This window comes from Cupriavidus pauculus, from assembly GCF_003854935.1.
Classification (GTDB): domain Bacteria; phylum Pseudomonadota; class Gammaproteobacteria; order Burkholderiales; family Burkholderiaceae; genus Cupriavidus; species Cupriavidus pauculus_C.
Window position 1 is genome coordinate 3545387 of the sequence record NZ_CP033969.1, and the last position, 17142, is coordinate 3562528.

Sequence of the window (17142 nt, forward strand, 5' to 3'; positions counted from 1 at the left end):
CATGGCGCGCGCATCTTCCCGTACCGACGTGATCCGTCGCCGGCTGACCGCTTTCTGCGCCGCCGGCGCAACCTTTGCTGCACTTTTCTTCGGCACCGTGGCCCATGAGGCGCTCGCGCAAGGCCAGCACGATGCCGCCAGCCAGGCAGCTGCCCGGCCGATCATCAACGCCCGGCCGATGTGGAACGAGCTGTCGGCCACGCATCGCCAGATCCTGGCGCCGCTGCAGCCGCTGTGGGACACGATCCCGGAACTGAACCGCCGCAAGTGGCAGCGCATCGCCGATCTGTATCCGAAGCTCAAGCCCGAGGAACAGCAGCGGCTGCAGGAGCGCATGGCCGAGTGGGTCAAGATGACGCCCCAGCAGCGCCGCCTGGCGCGCGAGAACTACCAGATCACGCGCCAGCTGCCGCCCGAGAAGAAGGCCGAGGCGTGGGACCGCTACCAGCAACTGCCTGAAGAGCAGAAGAAAAAGCTGGCCGCCGCCGAGAAAGTCCGCCGCCCCGGCGCCGTGAGCGCCCTGCCGTCGGGCAAGCGTCCGCCGGCCGATACCAGCCGCCAGATCCATCACCCGGGCAAGCACCCGGCCAGCGCCCCGGATGCCACGCCGGCGTCCTCGCCCGCCACCCAGGCCATCGCCGGCGCCTCCGCCGCCACCCCGGCGCCGATCGCCTCCGCCCCGGCAGCCCCGCCCGCAGCCGCCGCCACACCGGCCCCCGCCACACTGTCCCCGCCCGTCACGGGCGAAGCGGCCACGGATTTCAATCCGTCGGAGACGCAGCGGTAACAGGGCGCACCCCGGCCCGATGGCCGGCGTGCCCGGTGCGGCAAACCCGGCGACCATGTGCCGGGCATTTGGCATAATGGCCGCTCCCCCGACCTGCCCCGCGCCATGTCTGCCGCCACGCCCGCCGCTTCCGATCTGTCTGCTGCCGTTCCTGCTGCCGCGCCCACGCTGCGGCGCCGCCTGCTCTGCATGTTGTACGAAGGGGTGTTGCTGTTTGGCGTGCTGATGGCGGCCAGTGCGGTGCACGTGCTGGCGCGGCCGCTGCTGCGCAAGGTCGGGCTCGATCATCCCTATGCCGACCAGGCGTGGATGTTTGTCGTGCTGGGCATCTATTTCACGTGGTTCTGGCAGCGCACCGGGCAGACGCTGGCGATGCAGACCTGGCGCATCCGGCTGGTCAACGCGGCCGGGCAACCGCCACGCTGGCCGCAGGCGGTGCTGCGCTACGTGCTGGCGTGGCTCTGGCTGCCGCCTGCCGCCGCCGTGGGTCATGCAATGGGGCTGACGCGGTGGCCGTTCCTGGGCGTGCTGGCGATCGCGCTGCTGCTCTGGATGTCGCTGGCGTGGCTGGATCCGCGCCGCCAGTTCTTGCATGACCGCCTGGCCGGCACCCGGCTGACTGACCTGCGCCCGCCGCGCCCATGAGCCTGTCGGCGGCCGCCCTGCGGCGCGTGGCCGTGGTCGTGCAGGCGTGTTCTGCCGCAGCGGTGGCGGCATGGCTGGCGCTGGCGCACGGCTGGTCATGGGGCGCCGCGCTGGCCGGTGGACTGGCTGCCGTGCTGGTCGGCTTCGGCATCAGCATCGCGATGGCCTTTGGCGCCACGCTGGCCGGGGTCGGCGTGCGGCGCCACGACCGCCCGTCTGTACCTGCCGATGTCCCCTCGCCCCGCCCACTCGGTCTCAGCGCCGCCCTGCGTGGCTTTCTTGCCGAATACCGCGCCGTGTTCCGGATGTTCAACTGGCTGCAGCCGTTCCGCTCGCGGCTGCGGTTCGCCGCGCCGGCGCAGCCGCTGGCCGATGCCCCGCCTGTCCTGCTGGTCCATGGCTACGGCTGCAACCACGCGATCTGGCTGGACATGGCGCCAGCGCTGGCGGACGCCGGCTATCGGTGCGAAGCGATCGACCTGATGCCGGTGCTGGGCGACATCGACGACTACGCGCCGCAGTTGCTGGCCCGGATGCGCGATATCCAGGCGCGCACCGGCCGCGCGCCGCTGCTGGTCTGCCACAGCATGGGCGGGCTCGCCGCGCGCGCCGCGCAGGTGCTGGCCGCCCGCGCGGCGGAGCCGCCGCCGTGCGCGGGCATCGTCACGCTTGGCAGCCCGCACCATGGCTGCGCGCTGGCGCGCTTTGGCGGCGGGCGCAATGCCCGGCAGATGCGGTGGCGCAGTCCGTGGCTGGCGGCGCTGGCCGGGCTCGAAACGCCGCAGATGCGCGCGCGCATTGTCTCGGTCTTCAGCTGGCATGACTCGATTGCCGGGCCGCCCGGCACGGCGTGCCTGGTCGGCGCGCGCCACATCGCGCTGGATGGCATCGGCCATGTCTCGCTGCTGCGCGACCCGCGCGCCGTGGCGGCCACGCTTCAGGCGCTGGCGATGCTGCGCCGGACGCCGGCAGCGGCCACGCCCGCCCCGCTGCGCTGACCCGCCGCAGTGGCGCGCAAGCTTCATGTGACATTCATGTTTCCGTCACGGCTCCGTCATGCGGCGCTGGCCCAATGCAGCCATCGCCGATACCGGGGCCGCCATGGTTCAAGCCATCCGATTTGCACGCGGACGTCTGTCGAGGGTCGCGCAGCGCCTGCGCGGCAAGCCTGACACCACGCTTTCCATGACCGCCGCGTTTGCGGCCTTCATGCCCCCGCCCGCCGATCTGTCCGCCGCCCGCCACGCGCCCCTGCGCGACGCCGCCGATGCCGGCACCCGTCCCGCCGTCCCCGCCGAACCGTCGGCGCACCGCTACCGGGCGATCTGGCTGTCCGACATCCACCTGGGCACGCCGGGCTGCCAGGCCACCTACCTGCTCGACTTCCTGAAGCACAACGATTCCGACGTGCTCTACCTGGTCGGCGACATCATCGACGGCTGGCAGCTCCGCCGCGGCTGGTACTGGCCGCAGAGCCACAACGACGTGGTGCAGAAGCTGCTGCGCAAGGCGCGCAAGGGCACCGAGGTGATCTACATCCCCGGCAACCACGACGAAGGCGCGCGCCAGTTCGACGGCCTGGCCTTCGGCGACGTGACCGTGCGCGAGGACGCCGTGCACGTGACCGCCACCGGCAAGCGGCTCTGGGTGGTGCATGGCGACCTGTTCGACGGCGTGGTCCAGCATGCGAAATGGCTGGCCTACCTGGGCGATTCGGCCTACACGATGATCCTGGCGCTGAACCGGCATTTCAACCGCATCCGCGCCCGGCTGGGCTTCGACTACTGGTCGCTGTCGCAGTACCTGAAGCACCAGGTCAAGAACGCGGTCAGCTACATCAACTCGTTCGAGCACGCCATGGTCGACGAGGCGCGCCGCCGTGGCTGCGACGGCGTGGTCTGCGGCCACATCCACAAGGCCGAGATCCGCGAGGTGGACGGCCAGCTCTACTGCAACGACGGCGACTGGGTCGAAAGCCTGTCGGCGCTGGTGGAGACGATGGAGGGCGAGCTGAAGATTGTCTACTGGACGACGCTGATCGACCCGCCCGTCCCGACCACCCGCCGGCGCCGCCGCACGGCCGAAATCGCCGCCTGACCCGACCGAGCCGGCCCCCCGGGGCGCGGCCGTCCGCGGCCCGGCCCCGCGTTGGGCCCGCCCCTTCTCCGCGCCGGCTGCCGGCCCGGACCGCCATACCACTACGGCACTGCCGCCCCAAGGAGCTTCAATGAGAGTCATGATCGTTACCGACGCATGGGAACCGCAGGTCAACGGCGTGGTACGCACGCTGAAGTCGACCCGCCGCGAGCTCGAAGCCATGGGTCACACGGTGGATCTGCTCACGCCGCTGGAATTCCGCACGGTGCCGTGCCCGACCTATCCCGAGATCCGCCTGTCGATCCTGCCGTCGGCCAAGGTACGCCGGCGCATCGACGGTTTCCGCCCGGAGGCCCTGCACATCGCCACCGAAGGCCCGCTGGGCCTGGCCGCGCGCGCCTATGCCATCCGCCATCGCCTGCCGTTCACCACGGCCTACCACACGCGGTTTCCGGAATACGTCCAGGCCCGCTTCGGCATTCCGCTGGCCTGGACCTACCGCTTCCTGCGCTGGTTCCACGGCCCGGCGCGCGCGGTGATGGCCCCGACGCCGGTCGTGCTCAAGGACCTGCAGGACTACGGCATCACGCACGGCGTGCTCTGGACGCGCGGCGTGGACCTGGACGTCTTTACCGCGCAGCGGGCCAACGTTTTAAACACCGCGCATCCGATCTTCCTGTACGTGGGCCGCGTGGCCGTGGAAAAGAACGTCGAGGCGTTCCTGCAGCTTGACCTGCCCGGCTCCAAATGGATCGTGGGCGACGGCCCGGCGCTGGCCGGGCTCAAGCAGCGCTATCCGACGGCCAACTACCTGGGCGTGCTGAAACAGCCAGATCTGGCAAAGGTGTATGCTTCGGCAGACGTTTTCGTGTTTCCGAGCAAGACCGACACGTTCGGCCTGGTCCTGCTGGAAGCGCTGGCCAGCGGCCTGCCCGTGGCGGCGTATCCGGTGACGGGTCCGATCGACGTACTGGGCGACAGCCCGGCCGGCGTGATGCACGAAGACCTGCGCGAAGCCTGCCTGGAAGCGCTGCGCATCGACCGCGCCACCGCGCGCCAGCACGCCGAGAAGTTCTCATGGCGCGCCGCTTCCGAACAGTTCCTTGCGCATCTGCGTCCGCTGCCTGGCGCGGCGGGCGGATCCGACAACCCGGCATCTACCGTCGCACCCGATCATGGCCAAGCCCCAACCCACGCTACCGCCCGATCCGTCGCTGCACCGGCCGACCGCCACCCGGGTGGCGGCTGAAGTGGAATCCGAATACTCGATCGCCAACAATCCCCACAAGGGCAACCGCGGGCTGACGCGCGCGTGGCATGCGGCCATCAATTCGCTGTCGGGGCTGCGCTACGCGGTGCTCGAAGAGAGCGCGTTCCGCCAGGAACTGACGCTGGTGGTCATCCTCACGCCGTGCGCGTTCCTGCTGCCGGTGACGATCGTGGAGCGCGTGCTGCTGCTGGGCACGCTGCTGCTGGTGCTGATCGTGGAGCTGCTCAATTCGAGCGTCGAGGCGGCGATCGACCGGATCTCACTGGAACGCCACAGCCTGTCCAAGCGCGCCAAGGACTTCGGCAGCGCCGCCGTGATGCTGGCGCTGATCCTGTGCGGCGGCACATGGATCGCCATCGGCGGCCCGCCGGTGGTGCGGTGGATCGGGGGGTGGTGGGGATAAGGGAACGGCTGGGGTGCTCCCCTCTCCCGCCGGCGGGAGAAGGGAGAAAACCTTCGGCCAAGTCAAACGTTCAGGTCTTCTCCCGTCCGGCCTGCCACTTGTCCACGCGCACGCGCGGTGCGGCGGCCAGTTGGGCGAGCAGGTCGGCGGGCGACGTCGAGACGTGGAGCATGTCGGCGTGCGCCTGCTTCAGAAAGCCCTCGCCCACGGCGTGGTTAAGGAACGCGAGCATGCCGTCGTAGAAGCCCGCCACGTTCAGCAGCCCCACGGGCTTGTCGTGGTAGCCAAGCTGGGCCCATGTGAACGTCTCGAACAGTTCCTCGAAGGTCCCCACGCCGCCGGGCATGGCGATGAACGCGTCGGCGCGGTCCGCCATCATCTGCTTGCGCTCGTGCATGTTGCGCACGACGTGGAGCTCGGTCAGGCCGCGATGGCCGACTTCCTTCTGCATCAGCGCGTCCGGAATGATGCCGATGGCCTTGCCGCCCGCAGCCATCACGCTGTCCGCCACGACACCCATCAGCCCCACCTTGCCACCGCCGTAGACCAGCGCCAGACCGCGTTCGGCCATGGCCTGGCCCAGCGCCTGCGCCATCGCCGCATACTCGGGCCGGAAGCCGGGGCTGGACCCGCAATAGACGCAGACCGATTTCACTTGCGCTCCTTTTCGGCGCGGGCGGCGTCGGCGGCGGCCTTCTCGGCCGCGTACTCGCGCGCCAGCTGGTCGAACGCCTCGCGCGCCTTGCCGCGCAGGTACGGCGCCAGGATCGAGAAAATGTGATAGCTGGACCCGTGCAGGTAGCCGCGGATCTGCTCGGGATCGTTGTACTGGCGCGGGTGCTGCACGAACTGGAACGACAGCCAGTAGGTGGCGATCACCACGATGTTGGTGCAGACCGCGTCCACCTGCTCAGGCGTGGCCTCCATGTCGCCGTCCTCCTGGAACTGGCGGCAGATCTCCATCGCAAAGCGCTTCTTCTGGTCGACGATGCGCTTGAAGTTCGTCTCCAGCATCCGGTTGCGCGCCAGCAGGTCGTTGATGTCGCGGTACAGGAAGCGATAGTTCCACAGGAACTCCGACATGTACTGCAGGTAGCCCCAGCTCTCGCCCAGCGTGGCCTTGTGGTCCTCCGGCATCTTCAGGCGGCGCTCCATCTCCTGCTCGAAGCGCACGAAGATGGAATTGATGATGTCGTCCTTGTTGCGGAAGTGGTAGTAGAGGTTGCCAGGGCTGATTTCCATGGCCTCCGCGATGGTCGTCGTGGTGACGTTCGGCTCGCCCAGCTCGTTGAACAGGCGCAGCGACACATCGAGGATGCGGTCTCGGGTACGGCGCGGACCGGCTTGCGGTTTGGCTTCCATGGGATATCGGAAAGACTTTCGATCGGCAGGATTGGGATTATAAGCACACCGGGCAGCCCGACCCCGCCGGGCGGCGTGCACGGCACAGGACGGTCGCCCGGCCGTGCCCGGCGGCTAGAACCGCGATCCCGGCTGCTCCAGGAAGGCCAGTTCCTCGGCGGTGCCGGCGCGGCCCAGCACGGCGTTGCGATGCGGGAACCGGCCGAAACGCGCGACGATATCGCGGTGCTTGATCGCCCACTCGACCACGTCGACCTGGCCGCCGGTCTCGTCGCGCAGCGCCTCGAATGCGCCCACGGAGACGTCCTGCTCGGCCAGCGACTCGGCGTGTTCGAATGGCAGGTAGCAGAACATCCGATGCCACGGCGTGGGGAGCTGGCGGTCCCAGCCGTCGGCCAGCATGCGCCGGGCCAGCGCCAGCGCCTGGCCGTCGGTGGCAAAGCTGCGGGCGTCGCCGCGGAACATGTTGCGCGGGAACTGGTCCAGCAGCACCACGCGCGCGCAGGCGCCGGCCGGGGTGACCGACCAGTCGTCCGCCGCGCCGTCGTGGGCGGCCTGCCAGGCCGGCAGGAAGCGCTCGCGGATGTCGGCGTCGAAGGCGTCGGACTTGGTGAACCACTCGCGCCGCGAGGTATTCCACGCAGGCGATCCCGGCAGCCCGAACCAGAAGTCGAGCACCGCGCGCGCGGCGGGGGGCACGGTGTCGCGGGGGTCAGCGCTGGACATTGCGCATCCAGTCGGCGGTCTGGAACAGCGCCTGCATCAGGCGCATCTGCAGGTCCTCGGGCAGGCCCACGTCCTGCATCGCCAGCGCCATGCAGCGCATCCACTGGTCGCGCTCGCTGGTGCCGATCTCGAACGGCAGGTGGCGGGCGCGCAGGCGCGGGTGGCCAAAGCGCTCGATAAAGTAGTTCGGGCCGCCCAGCCAGCCGCAGAGGAACCAGAACAGCTTGTCGCGCGAGCCGTCCAGCGATGCCGGATGCAGCGCGCGCAGCCCGGCAAACTCGGCCTCCAGGTCCATCAGGTCGTAGAAACGGTCGACCAGCTCGCGCACGCGCGCCTCGCCGCCGATCAGCTCGTAGGCGGTGATCTCCTCGCGCTTCTCGCCGGGCTCTTCGATATTCGTCACCATCTTCAGTTCACATCCCGCAGCGTGGCCAGCGCCGGCTGCCGCAGCACTTCGCGCAGGCCCAGCCAGCCGCCGGCAAAAGCGCACAGCATGCCAGAAACCACGCCCACCGGCACGATCCAGCCGTTGAAGCGGTACGGAAAGTCGAACACGAACTGCGACAGCCCCCAGCCCACGGCAATGGCGCCCAGGCTGGCCAGGAAGCCGGCCAGCCCGCCCACCACCAGGAACTCGGCGTACTGCGTCTGCCGGACCAGCGCCGCCGGAGCGCCCAGCGCCTTGAGCAGGCCCGCGTCGCGCTTGCGCTCGTCGCGCGCGCCGGACAGCGCCGCGTACAGCACGGTCACGCCGGCCAGCAGCGTGAAGACGAACAGGAACTCCACGGCCGCGATCACCTGGTCCAGCACGTTCTGGATCTGGCGCAGGATCAGGTCGGTATTGACCACGGTGATGTTCGGAAACGTGGCCGTCAGCCGGTTGCCGAGCGCCGCCTGCTCGGGCGGCAGGTGGAACGACGTGATGTACGTCTCCGGCAGCCCCTGCATCTTGGCCACGGGCAGGATGACGAAGAAGTTGACACGCATCGAGCCCCATTCGAGCTTGCGCAGCGACGTCACCGGCGCCTCCACGATCTGCCCGGCCACGTCGAAGCGCAGCGTATCGCCCAGCCGGATATGCAGGGTCTTGGCGATGCCCTCCTCCACCGACGCGCCGCCGTCCCACTTGCCGGCCACCACCTCGTTGCCGTCCGGCACCGTATCCATGTACGACAGGTTGAACTCGCGCTCGACCAGGTTGCGTGCGCGGCCGTCGGGGTAGTCAGCAGCCTGCACCGGCCGGTCGCCGATCTGGATCAGCCGGCCGCGCACCATCGGGAACAGCAGGTCGTCGACCCCGCTCCGGGCCAGCATCTGGCGCAGCGGCTCGCGCTGGTCGGGCTGGATGTTGATGATGAACCGGTTGGGCGCGTCGGCCGGCGTGGCGTTGCGCCAGGAATCGATCAGGTCATTGCGCGTCATGCCCAGCAGCAGCAGCGCCATCAGCCCCACGGCCAGCGCCACGGTCTGCAGCACGGTCACGCCACGGCGCCGTTCCAGCACCGCCAGCGCAAAGCGCCAGCCCACGCTGCCCCGCGCGCGGCCGCGCATGGTGCGCGACAGCGCCATCAGCAACGCCAGCGCCAGCAGCGCGAACACTACGCCGGCGCCCACGAAGCCGCCCGCCGTGGTCAGGCCCAGCTTCAGGTCGCGCGCGGCCACCATCAGCAGCGCCACGAACGCGCCCAGGCCCAGCGCGTAGGCCGTCCAGGCCGATACCGGCGGCAGCCCGATGTCCCGCCGCAGCACGCGCAGCGGCGCGATCCGCGTCAGCGCCAGCAGGGGGGGCAGCGCAAACCCCACCAGCAGCACCAGCCCGGCCGCCACGCCCACCAGCGCCGGCACGGCCGACGGATGCGGCAGCGACACCTGCAGGATGCCGCCCAGCGACGCCAGCAGCCCGTAATGGGCCGCGTAGCCCAGCGCCACGCCCACCAGCGCGCCGGCCAGCCCCAGCATCACGAACTCGATGCCGAACGCGGCCAGGATCTGCCCGCGCGACAGCCCCAGGCACTTGTAGACCGCCGTGGCGTCGGTGTGGCGCTGCATGTAGCGCCGCGCGGACATGGCAATGGCCACCGCGGCGATCATCGACGACAGCACCGCCACCAGCGACAGGAATCGCTCGGCCCGGTCCAGCGTGGCGCGCATCTGCGGCTGGCCCGATTCCAGCGATTCCACGCGCGTATTGCGCAGGTGGCGCCGCTCGATCTCGGCCGTTGCCCACTTGCGGTACGCCTCGCCGGCCGCGTCGGGGCCGGCCACCAGCAGGCGGTAGGTCACGCGGCTGCCCCAGCCGATCAGCCTGGTGGCCTCCAGGTCGGCCATCGGCAGCAGCACGCGCGGCGCGAAGTTCATGAAGCCGGCGCCGCGATCGAGTTCCTGCGTGATGATCCGGTCGATGCGGAACGTCTTGCTGCCCAGTTGCAGGCCGTCGCCGACGCGCAGGCCCAGCGCGATCAGCAGCGCCTCGTCCACCCAGACCGTGCCGGGCGCCGGGATGCCCTCGGCGTTGGCTTCGGGCCCGCCGGGCGCCTGCGCCACCTTGAGCCGGCCGCGCAACGGGTAGCCGTCAGAGGCGGCCTTCAGCGCGGCCAGCTGGCTCGGCGCGTCGCCCTGCGCCGGGGCGCCCTGGGCGCGCGCCGTGGCCATGCTCGGGAAAGTCACCGTCTGCGCCACCTGCAGGCCGTCGCGCCGGGCGCGGTCGGCAAAGGCGGCATCGAACGGCTGGTCGGAGATCAGCAGCACATCGGCGGCGATCATCTGCCGCGCGTCGCGCTCCAGCCCCAGCCGCATGCGGTCGGCCAGAAAGCCCACGCTGGTCAGCGCGGCCACGGCCAGCACCAGTGCAAACAACAGCAGCGTCAGTTCGCCGGCCAGCCAGTCGCGGCGGGCCATGCGCATGGCCTGGCGCCAGGCCGAGAATCGATGGGGGTGGGCTTCGGTTGGGGAGGCAGTCGACATGTCCGGCTGGCGGGTTGGCAGGCAGTTTGGGGGTGGCAATCAGGGACGATGGGGCGGATGGTCGGGCTTGCCGCGCAGGCTGGCGTGCAGCCGCCGCGCGCCGCGCCAGAGCCGGGGCACGAGCCAGGCGGCGACGATCAGGAACACTACCAGCAGCACCAGGAACACGACCGGCAGGAAGAACGCCAGCAGCAGGCCGCCCATCGTGCCGACATCCTCGGTGAATGAGGCCACCCAGTTCGAGAAAGGTTCGGGCGACACGTTGATCAGCGCCCGCGTGCCGGCCTTGGCCGCGTGGGCGGTGCCGGCCAGCGTGCCGCCGATCAGGCCGGCGGCCACGGTCCACTGGGGGTCCATGTGGCCAAAGGCGGCGGCCGCCAGGATGGCGCCGGCGGGAATCCGGATGAAGGTCTGGATGCCGTCCCAGGCGGTGTCGAAGCCGGGCACCTTGTCGGCCACGAATTCAGCCATGGTCAGCGCGGCGGCCACCCCGATCACCCACCAGGACGACAGCACCTGCAGCCCGGACGGCAGGTCGAGCCAGCCCAGGCGGGCCAGCACGCCGGCCGTCAGCACGGCCAGGTAGAGGCGCAGGCCGCTGGCCCAGGACATGCCGGCGGCCAGCGCGGCGGTTTCCAGCATGGCAGCTCCCTCGCGTTACGGCGCGTTCAACGTCCGGTGAGTGTAACGCCAGCGGCCGGTGCGGGCGCGGGCCGGACAGCGCCGATATGGAAGTGGATCATGCGCCATACCGGGCGCAGCGTCAGGTAGCCGGCGCCGACTCCAGGCGGGGGAGCTGCGGCAGGTCCGACGCCACCTCGGCAATCATCCGGCGCAGCCACATCACGTCCGGCGCGGCGTGGCAGCGCTCGTGCCAGAGCTGGTAGAAGCGCATGCGCGGGAACGTGACCGGCGACGGCACCATGCGGATCGGCAGGTACTGCGCGTAGTGGGCGGCAAACTGGCGGCCCGTGGTGAACACCATGTCGGTCTTCATCAGCACGTACGGCACCAGCCCGAAGTACGGCAGCGTGACCTGGATATTGCGCTTGTAGCCCTGCTCGGCCAGCGCCTGGTCGATCATGCTGCGCTGCATCGACGCATACGGCGCCGGCGCCAGGTGCGGCATTTCCAGGTAGTGGCGCAGGGTCAGGCCGTGGCGCGCCAGCGGGTGCTGGGCGCCGAGCATGCAGACCACCTCGTCGTCGAACAGCGGCGAGATGTGCAGGTGCTCGGGCGGCGACAGCCAGTTGCCGACCACGATATCCAGATGGCCCTGCTCCAGCGCGTCCAGGAAGTCGGTCGACTGGGTCATCGGATGCACGAACAGCTTGGCGCCCGGCGCCAGCCGGCGCACGCGCTCGACGATGTTGGGCAGGAAGAAGGCGTCCAGGTAGTCCGGCGCGCCCAGGTGGAACGTGCGCGTGGTGGTGGCCGGGTCGAACTGCTGCGGCGGCCGGGCGATGCGGTCCATCGCAGCCAGGCTCTGCTCGGCCAGCAGCAGCAGTTCCCGGCCGCGCTCGGTCGGCACCATGCCGCTCTTGCCGCGCACCAGAATGGCGTCGCCGGTGATCTCGCGCAGCCGCTTGAGCGTATTGCTGATGGCCGGCTGCGACTGGCCAAGCCGGACGGCGGTGCGGGTCACGCTCTGCTCGGTGAGCAGGGTGTGCAGTACCCGCAGCAAATAGGTATCGAGATGGTCGCGTCCGTGCATGGCAGGTGCCGCCCCGCTCTTCTGGGTGGCGTGGGTGGCGTGGGGGAAGGGAACGGCGCATAGTGTAAGACAGCCACCCCTGATACGGTCAAATACGGCGCCGCGTGCCGATGCACTACGGGAAGACCCGGAGATGCCCCGCCAGGCCGCCCCGGGGCAGGGATGGCGGCGCCGCGCCGGCCATTGGCGCGCGCCTTGATGGGGCATATCACCTGGGCCAAATATTGCAGGAAAAGACCCGGTGCTATGTTTCCGCCATCCCCGAAAGAGAGAAGATCATGGAGACGCAAACGATCCGCTTCTACCACCGCGGCCAGGTGCAGGAAGTGTCCGACGCCCCGGTGACCCGCACCGTGCTGCAGTACCTGCGCGAGGACGTGCGCTGCACCGGCACCAAGGAAGGCTGCGCCGAAGGCGACTGCGGCGCCTGCACGGTCGTGCTGGGCGAGCTCAAGCCGGACGGCGACGTCGAGTTCAAGGCCGTCAACGCCTGCATCCAGTTCCTGCCCACGCTGGACGGCAAGGCACTGGTCACGGTGGAAGACCTGCGCCAGGCGGACGGCACGCTGCACCCGGTGCAGGAGGCGATGGTCGAATGCCACGGCTCGCAATGCGGCTTCTGCACGCCGGGCTTCGTGATGTCGCTCTGGGCGCTGTACCAGCAGCACACCCCGGGCGGCGCGCCGCCGGCCCGCCAGGAGATCTGCGACGCGCTGACCGGCAACCTGTGCCGCTGCACCGGCTACCGGCCCATCGTCGACGCCGGCCAGCGCATGATGGCCCTGCCCGCCCCGGCCGCCAGCCGGCTGAACCCGAAGCAGATTGCCGACACGCTGCGCAGCCTCAGGCGCGGCGAGACATTCCACTACAGCGCGCGCGGCCAGCATTTCTACGCGCCGCGCACGGCGGCCGAATTTGGCGCGATCAAGGCGGCCGAGCCCGGCATCCGCATCCTGGCCGGCAGCACCGACGTCGGCCTGTGGGTCACCAAGCAGTTCCGCGAGCTGGGCAACCTGCTCTACGTCGGCCAGGTGGAAGACCTGAACACCGTGGCCGAGCGCGACGGCTACGTCGAGATCGGCGCCGCCGTGACGCTGGAAAAGGCGTACGCCGCGCTCAATGCCGCCCATCCCGAGCTGGAGGAGCTGTGGAAGCGCTTTGCCTCGCTGCCGATCCGCAACGCGGGCACGCTGGGTGGCAACGTGGCCAACGGGTCCCCCATCGGCGATTCGATGCCGGCGCTGATCGCGCTGGGTACCGAGGTGGTGCTGCAGCACGGCGACGTGCGCCGCACGCTGCCGCTGGAGGACCTGTACCTGGCCTACCAGAAGACGGCCATGGCCGAGGGCGAGTTCGTCGCCGGGCTGCGCGTGCCGGTGAAGGGGCCGGGCCATTTCCGGACCTACAAGCTGTCCAAGCGTTTCGACGAGGACATCTCGGCCGTCTGCGCCGCCTTTGGCATCAGCGTCGATGACGGCATGGTGACCCACGCCCGCATCGCGTTCGGCGGCATGGCCGCCACGCCCCGGCGAGCGGCGCAGGCCGAGGCCGCGCTGGTCGGCCAGCCGTGGACCGAGGCCACCGCGCGGGCCGCGATGGCCGCGCTGGGGCAGGACTACACGCCGCTGACCGACATGCGCGCCACCGCCGCCTATCGCGCGCGCGGCGCCGCCAACCTGCTCTACCGCTTCTGGCTGGAAACCCGCGATGGCGCGCTGCCCGCCGCCATGGTCAATGTCCGCGCCCTCGGCGCCGGCGAAACGGTCAGCGCGTAAGGAACGCCCGCCATGAACAAGCAAACCGAACCCTTCCTGCTCGACGCCAGCGTGGCCGCGGAGTCCACGCCCCAGGTGGGCATCTCGCGCCCGCACGAATCGGCCCACCTGCACGTGGCCGGCACCGCCACCTATACCGACGACATTCCCGAACTGGCCGGCACGCTCCACGCAGCGCTGGGCATGAGCGCCAAGGCCCATGCGCGGCTGAAGTCCGTGGGGCTGGACCGCGTGCGCAAGGCGCCCGGCGTGGTGGCCGTGCTGACCGTCGACGACATCCCGGGCGTCAACGACTGCGGCCCGATCATCCACGACGACCCGATCCTGGCCAGGGACGTGGTGCAGTTCGTCGGCCAGCCGATCTTCGTGGTCGTGGCCACGTCGCACGACGCCGCACGCCGCGCCGCCCGCCTGGCCGACATCGACTACGAGGACCTGCCTCCGGTGCTGACGCCCGAGGCGGCCCATGCCGCCGGCAGCTACGTGCTGCCGCCGATGCACCTGACGCGCGGCGAGCCGGCCCGGCAACTGGCGGCGGCCACCCATCGCGACAGCGGCCACATCCGCCTGGGCGGCCAGGAACAGTTCTACCTGGAAGGCCAGATCGCCTACGCCGCCCCGCGCGAGAACGACGGCATGCACGTCTGGTGCTCGACCCAGCACCCGACCGAGATGCAGCACGCCGTGGCGCACATGCTGGGCTGGCACGCCCACCAGGTGCTGGTGGAATGCCGCCGCATGGGCGGGGGCTTCGGCGGCAAGGAATCGCAGTCGGCCATGTTCGCGTGCTGCGCGGCGCTGGCCGCCTGGAAGCTGCTGTGCCCGGTCAAGCTGCGTCCGGACCGCGACGACGACATGATGATCACCGGCAAGCGCCACGACTTCACGTTCGACTTCGATGTGGGCCACGACGACGAGGGCCGGCTGGAGGCCGTGCGCGTGGAGATGGTGTCGCGCGCGGGTTTCTCCGCCGACCTGTCCGGCCCGGTCATGACCCGCGCCATCTGCCACTTCGACAACGCCTACTGGCTGCCGCACGTGCAGATCGACGGCTACTGCGGCAAGACCAACACGCAGAGCAACACGGCGTTCCGGGGCTTTGGCGGCCCGCAGGGCGCGTTCGCGGTGGAGTACATCCTGGACAACGTGGCGCGCAACATCGGCAAGGATTCGCTGGACGTGCGCCGCGCCAACTTCTACGGCAAGGGCGAGCGCAACGTCACGCCGTACGGCCAGACCGTGGAGGACAACGTCATCCACGAGCTGATCGACGAACTGGTGGCCTCGTCGGCCTACCAGGCCCGCCGCGCGGCCACCCGCGCGTTCAACGCAAAGAGCCCGGTGCTGAAGAAGGGCATCGCGATCACGCCGGTCAAGTTCGGCATCTCGTTCAACGTGGCGCACTACAACCAGGCCGGCGCGCTGGTGCACGTCTACAACGACGGGTCGGTACTGGTGAACCACGGCGGCACCGAGATGGGCCAGGGGCTGAACACCAAGGTGGCGATGGTGGTGGCGCATGAGCTGGGCATCCGCATGGAGCGCGTGCGCGTGACGGCCACCGATACCAGCAAGGTGGCCAACACGTCGGCCACGGCCGCGTCCACCGGCGCTGACCTGAACGGCAAGGCCGCCCAGGACGCCGCGCGCCAGATCCGCGAGCGGCTGGCCGACTTTGCCGCGCGCAAGGCCGGCGTGACGCCCGCCGACATCCGCTTCAACGACGACCTGGTGATTGCCGGCGAGCTGCGGCTGCCATTCAACGAACTGGTGCGCGAGGCCTACATCGCCCGCGTGCAGCTCTGGTCGGATGGCTTCTACACCACGCCCAAGCTGTACTGGGACCAGAAGGCGCTGCACGGCCGGCCGTTCTACTACTACGCCTACGGCGCCGCGTGCTCGGAGGTGATCGTCGACACGCTGACCGGCGAATGGAAGCTGCTGCGCGCCGACGCGCTGCATGACGCCGGCAAGTCGCTGAACCCGGCCATCGACATCGGCCAGGTGGAAGGCGCGTTCGTGCAGGGCATGGGCTGGCTGACCACCGAGGAACTGTGGTGGAACCCGAACGGCAAGCTGATGACCCACGCGCCGTCGACCTACAAGATCCCGACGATCAACGACGTGCCAGAGGGCTTTCACGTGCGGCTGTTCCAGAACGCCAACGTCGAGGACAGCATCCACCGCTCGAAGGCCGTGGGCGAGCCGCCGCTGCTGCTGCCGTTCTCGGTGTTCTTCGCCATCCGCGACGCCATCGCCGCCGTGGGCGACTACCGGGTCAACCCGCCGCTGCGGGCCCCGGCCACCAGCGAAGCCATCCTGGACGCCGTGGAGGCCGTGCAGGCCGCCGCCGGCGTGCCGGCCTGACGCGACGGAGACCTACCATGCAGGACGCCCCGCTCAAGCCGTTCCGCTTTGCCGACGCCGCCCGCTGGGTGCGCGCCGGCGTGCCCGTGGCGATGGTCACCATCGTCGACGTCAAGGGCTCCGCGCCGCGCGACGCCGGCATCCGCATGCTGGTCACGGCCGACGACCTGGTCGGCACCATCGGCGGCGGCCATCTGGAATGGCGCGGCATGGACATCGCCCGCGCGATGCTGGCCAACCGCCATGTGCGCGGCAACCCGCCGCGTCGCATCGAGCGCATCGCGCTGGGGCCGACGCTGGGCCAGTGCTGCGGCGGCGTGGTCAAGCTGGCGTTCGAAGTACTGGACGAGACCGACCTGCCGTGGCTGGACACCGTGCAGGCCGCGTTCCGGGCCGGCCGGGCGATCGAGCGCGTGGTGCCGCCCGCCGGCCCGGTCGGCTTTGCGCCGAGCCGTGCACAGTTGGCCACGGCGGCGCTGCAGGGCGACGGGACGTGGATCGACACGCTGGTGCCCGACGCCATGCACGTGGTGCTGTTCGGCGCGGGCCACGTTGGCCATGCGCTGGTAAAAGTGCTGTCCACGCTGCCCTGTCACGTGCACTGGGTGGACGAGCGCGACACGCTGTTCCCGGCCGGGCTGCCCGACACCATCGAGGCTGAGCCGACCGACACGCCCGAGGCCGTGATCGACCAGGCGCCGCCGGGCGCGTACTTCATCGTCATGACCCACAGCCACGCGCTGGACCAGCAGCTCTGCGAGCGCATCTTCCGCCGCACGGATTTCGCCTATTTCGGGCTGATCGGTTCGCGGACCAAGCGGGCCAGGTTCGAGCACCGGATGGTGGAGCACGGCGTGGACCCGGCGCGGCTGCCGGAAATGACCTGCCCGATGGGTGTGGCGGGCATTACAGACAAGGCTCCGGCTATGATTGCGGTTGCCATCGTCGCCCAGCTACTGCAGGTGCGCGAGCAGCGCATTGCGGCGCTGCGCGCCCAGCGGCTGGAGACGGTGCTTCCGTAACAGCACAGCC

Annotated in this window: 16 protein-coding genes; 9 read left to right on the forward strand and 7 right to left on the reverse strand. The window is 70.1% G+C overall.

Translation table 11 applies throughout. The annotated features are described in order from the left end of the window. The first annotated feature begins 1 nt into the window (after position 1). The 6 genes from EHF44_RS17845 to EHF44_RS17870 all read left to right on the forward strand — a co-directional run bounded on the left by EHF44_RS17845 (position 2) and on the right by EHF44_RS17870 (position 5202). Entirely contained in the window at positions 2-787 is a 786-nt protein-coding gene (locus EHF44_RS17845; RefSeq protein WP_124684886.1) for a DUF3106 domain-containing protein, read from the forward strand. 105 nt (positions 788-892) lie between these two features. After that, positions 893-1432, forward strand: coding sequence for an RDD family protein (locus EHF44_RS17850; RefSeq protein WP_124684887.1), 540 nt, complete (start codon positions 893-895; stop codon positions 1430-1432). Continuing rightward, positions 1429-2430, forward strand: coding sequence for an esterase/lipase family protein (locus EHF44_RS17855; RefSeq protein ID WP_124684888.1), 1002 nt, complete (start codon positions 1429-1431; stop codon positions 2428-2430). The genes EHF44_RS17850 and EHF44_RS17855 overlap by 4 nt, the downstream gene beginning before the upstream one ends. Before the next feature lie 103 nt (positions 2431-2533). Next, positions 2534-3529: a UDP-2,3-diacylglucosamine diphosphatase gene (locus tag EHF44_RS17860; protein WP_124684889.1), complete on the forward strand. Its 996-nt coding sequence runs from the start codon at positions 2534-2536 to the stop codon at positions 3527-3529. A 130-nt stretch (positions 3530-3659) separates the two neighbouring features. Further along, positions 3660-4778: a glycosyltransferase family 4 protein gene (locus EHF44_RS17865; protein WP_124684890.1), complete on the forward strand. Its 1119-nt coding sequence runs from the start codon at positions 3660-3662 to the stop codon at positions 4776-4778. Beyond that, complete coding sequence (locus tag EHF44_RS17870; protein WP_124684891.1) at positions 4705-5202, forward strand: diacylglycerol kinase; 498 nt, start codon at positions 4705-4707, stop codon at positions 5200-5202. Before EHF44_RS17865 ends, EHF44_RS17870 begins: the two co-directional genes overlap by 74 nt. A 70-nt stretch (positions 5203-5272) precedes the next feature. Here the strand turns inward: EHF44_RS17870 and EHF44_RS17875 are convergent, their stop codons facing one another. From EHF44_RS17875 to EHF44_RS17905, 7 genes are all read right to left on the reverse strand, one after another. Then, positions 5273-5857: a TIGR00730 family Rossman fold protein gene (locus tag EHF44_RS17875; RefSeq protein ID WP_124684892.1), complete on the reverse strand. Its 585-nt coding sequence runs from the start codon at positions 5855-5857 to the stop codon at positions 5273-5275. Further along, complete coding sequence (locus EHF44_RS17880; RefSeq protein WP_124684893.1) at positions 5854-6564, reverse strand: TetR/AcrR family transcriptional regulator; 711 nt, start codon at positions 6562-6564, stop codon at positions 5854-5856. The genes EHF44_RS17875 and EHF44_RS17880 overlap by 4 nt, the downstream gene beginning before the upstream one ends. Before the next feature lie 114 nt (positions 6565-6678). Further along, complete coding sequence (locus EHF44_RS17885) at positions 6679-7290, reverse strand: DUF924 family protein (RefSeq protein WP_124684894.1); 612 nt, start codon at positions 7288-7290, stop codon at positions 6679-6681. Next, positions 7277-7696, reverse strand: coding sequence for a group II truncated hemoglobin (locus tag EHF44_RS17890; protein WP_124684895.1), 420 nt, complete (start codon positions 7694-7696; stop codon positions 7277-7279). The genes EHF44_RS17885 and EHF44_RS17890 overlap by 14 nt, the downstream gene beginning before the upstream one ends. Positions 7697-7698: 2 nt before the next feature. Further along, positions 7699-10254, reverse strand: a complete 2556-nt coding sequence (locus EHF44_RS17895) for an ABC transporter permease (RefSeq protein WP_124684896.1) — start codon at positions 10252-10254, stop codon at positions 7699-7701. A 39-nt stretch (positions 10255-10293) separates the two neighbouring features. Further along, a complete protein-coding gene (locus EHF44_RS17900) occupies positions 10294-10896 on the reverse strand; it encodes a DUF4126 domain-containing protein (protein WP_124684897.1) in 603 nt (200 codons plus the stop codon). Positions 10897-11017: 121 nt separating this feature from the next. Next, a complete protein-coding gene (locus tag EHF44_RS17905; protein ID WP_124684898.1) occupies positions 11018-11968 on the reverse strand; it encodes a LysR substrate-binding domain-containing protein in 951 nt (316 codons plus the stop codon). Between the two features lie 278 nt (positions 11969-12246). On the opposite strand from EHF44_RS17905, the gene xdhA reads away from it, so the two are divergent. Genes xdhA through xdhC form a run of 3 tightly spaced genes read left to right on the forward strand, consistent with a single transcriptional unit; the run spans position 12247 to position 17132 of the window. Further along, the gene (xdhA, locus tag EHF44_RS17910; RefSeq protein WP_124684899.1) at positions 12247-13743 is read left to right on the forward strand and encodes a xanthine dehydrogenase small subunit; all 1497 of its coding nucleotides are present in this window, start codon (positions 12247-12249) and stop codon (positions 13741-13743) included. 12 nt (positions 13744-13755) lie between these two features. Then, the gene (xdhB, locus tag EHF44_RS17915; protein WP_124684900.1) at positions 13756-16110 is read left to right on the forward strand and encodes a xanthine dehydrogenase molybdopterin binding subunit; all 2355 of its coding nucleotides are present in this window, start codon (positions 13756-13758) and stop codon (positions 16108-16110) included. A 17-nt stretch (positions 16111-16127) separates the two neighbouring features. Then, on the forward strand, positions 16128-17132 hold the full coding sequence (xdhC, locus tag EHF44_RS17920; RefSeq protein ID WP_124684901.1) for a xanthine dehydrogenase accessory protein XdhC: 1005 nt from the start codon (positions 16128-16130) through the stop codon (positions 17130-17132). The last annotated feature ends 10 nt before the right edge of the window (positions 17133-17142 follow it).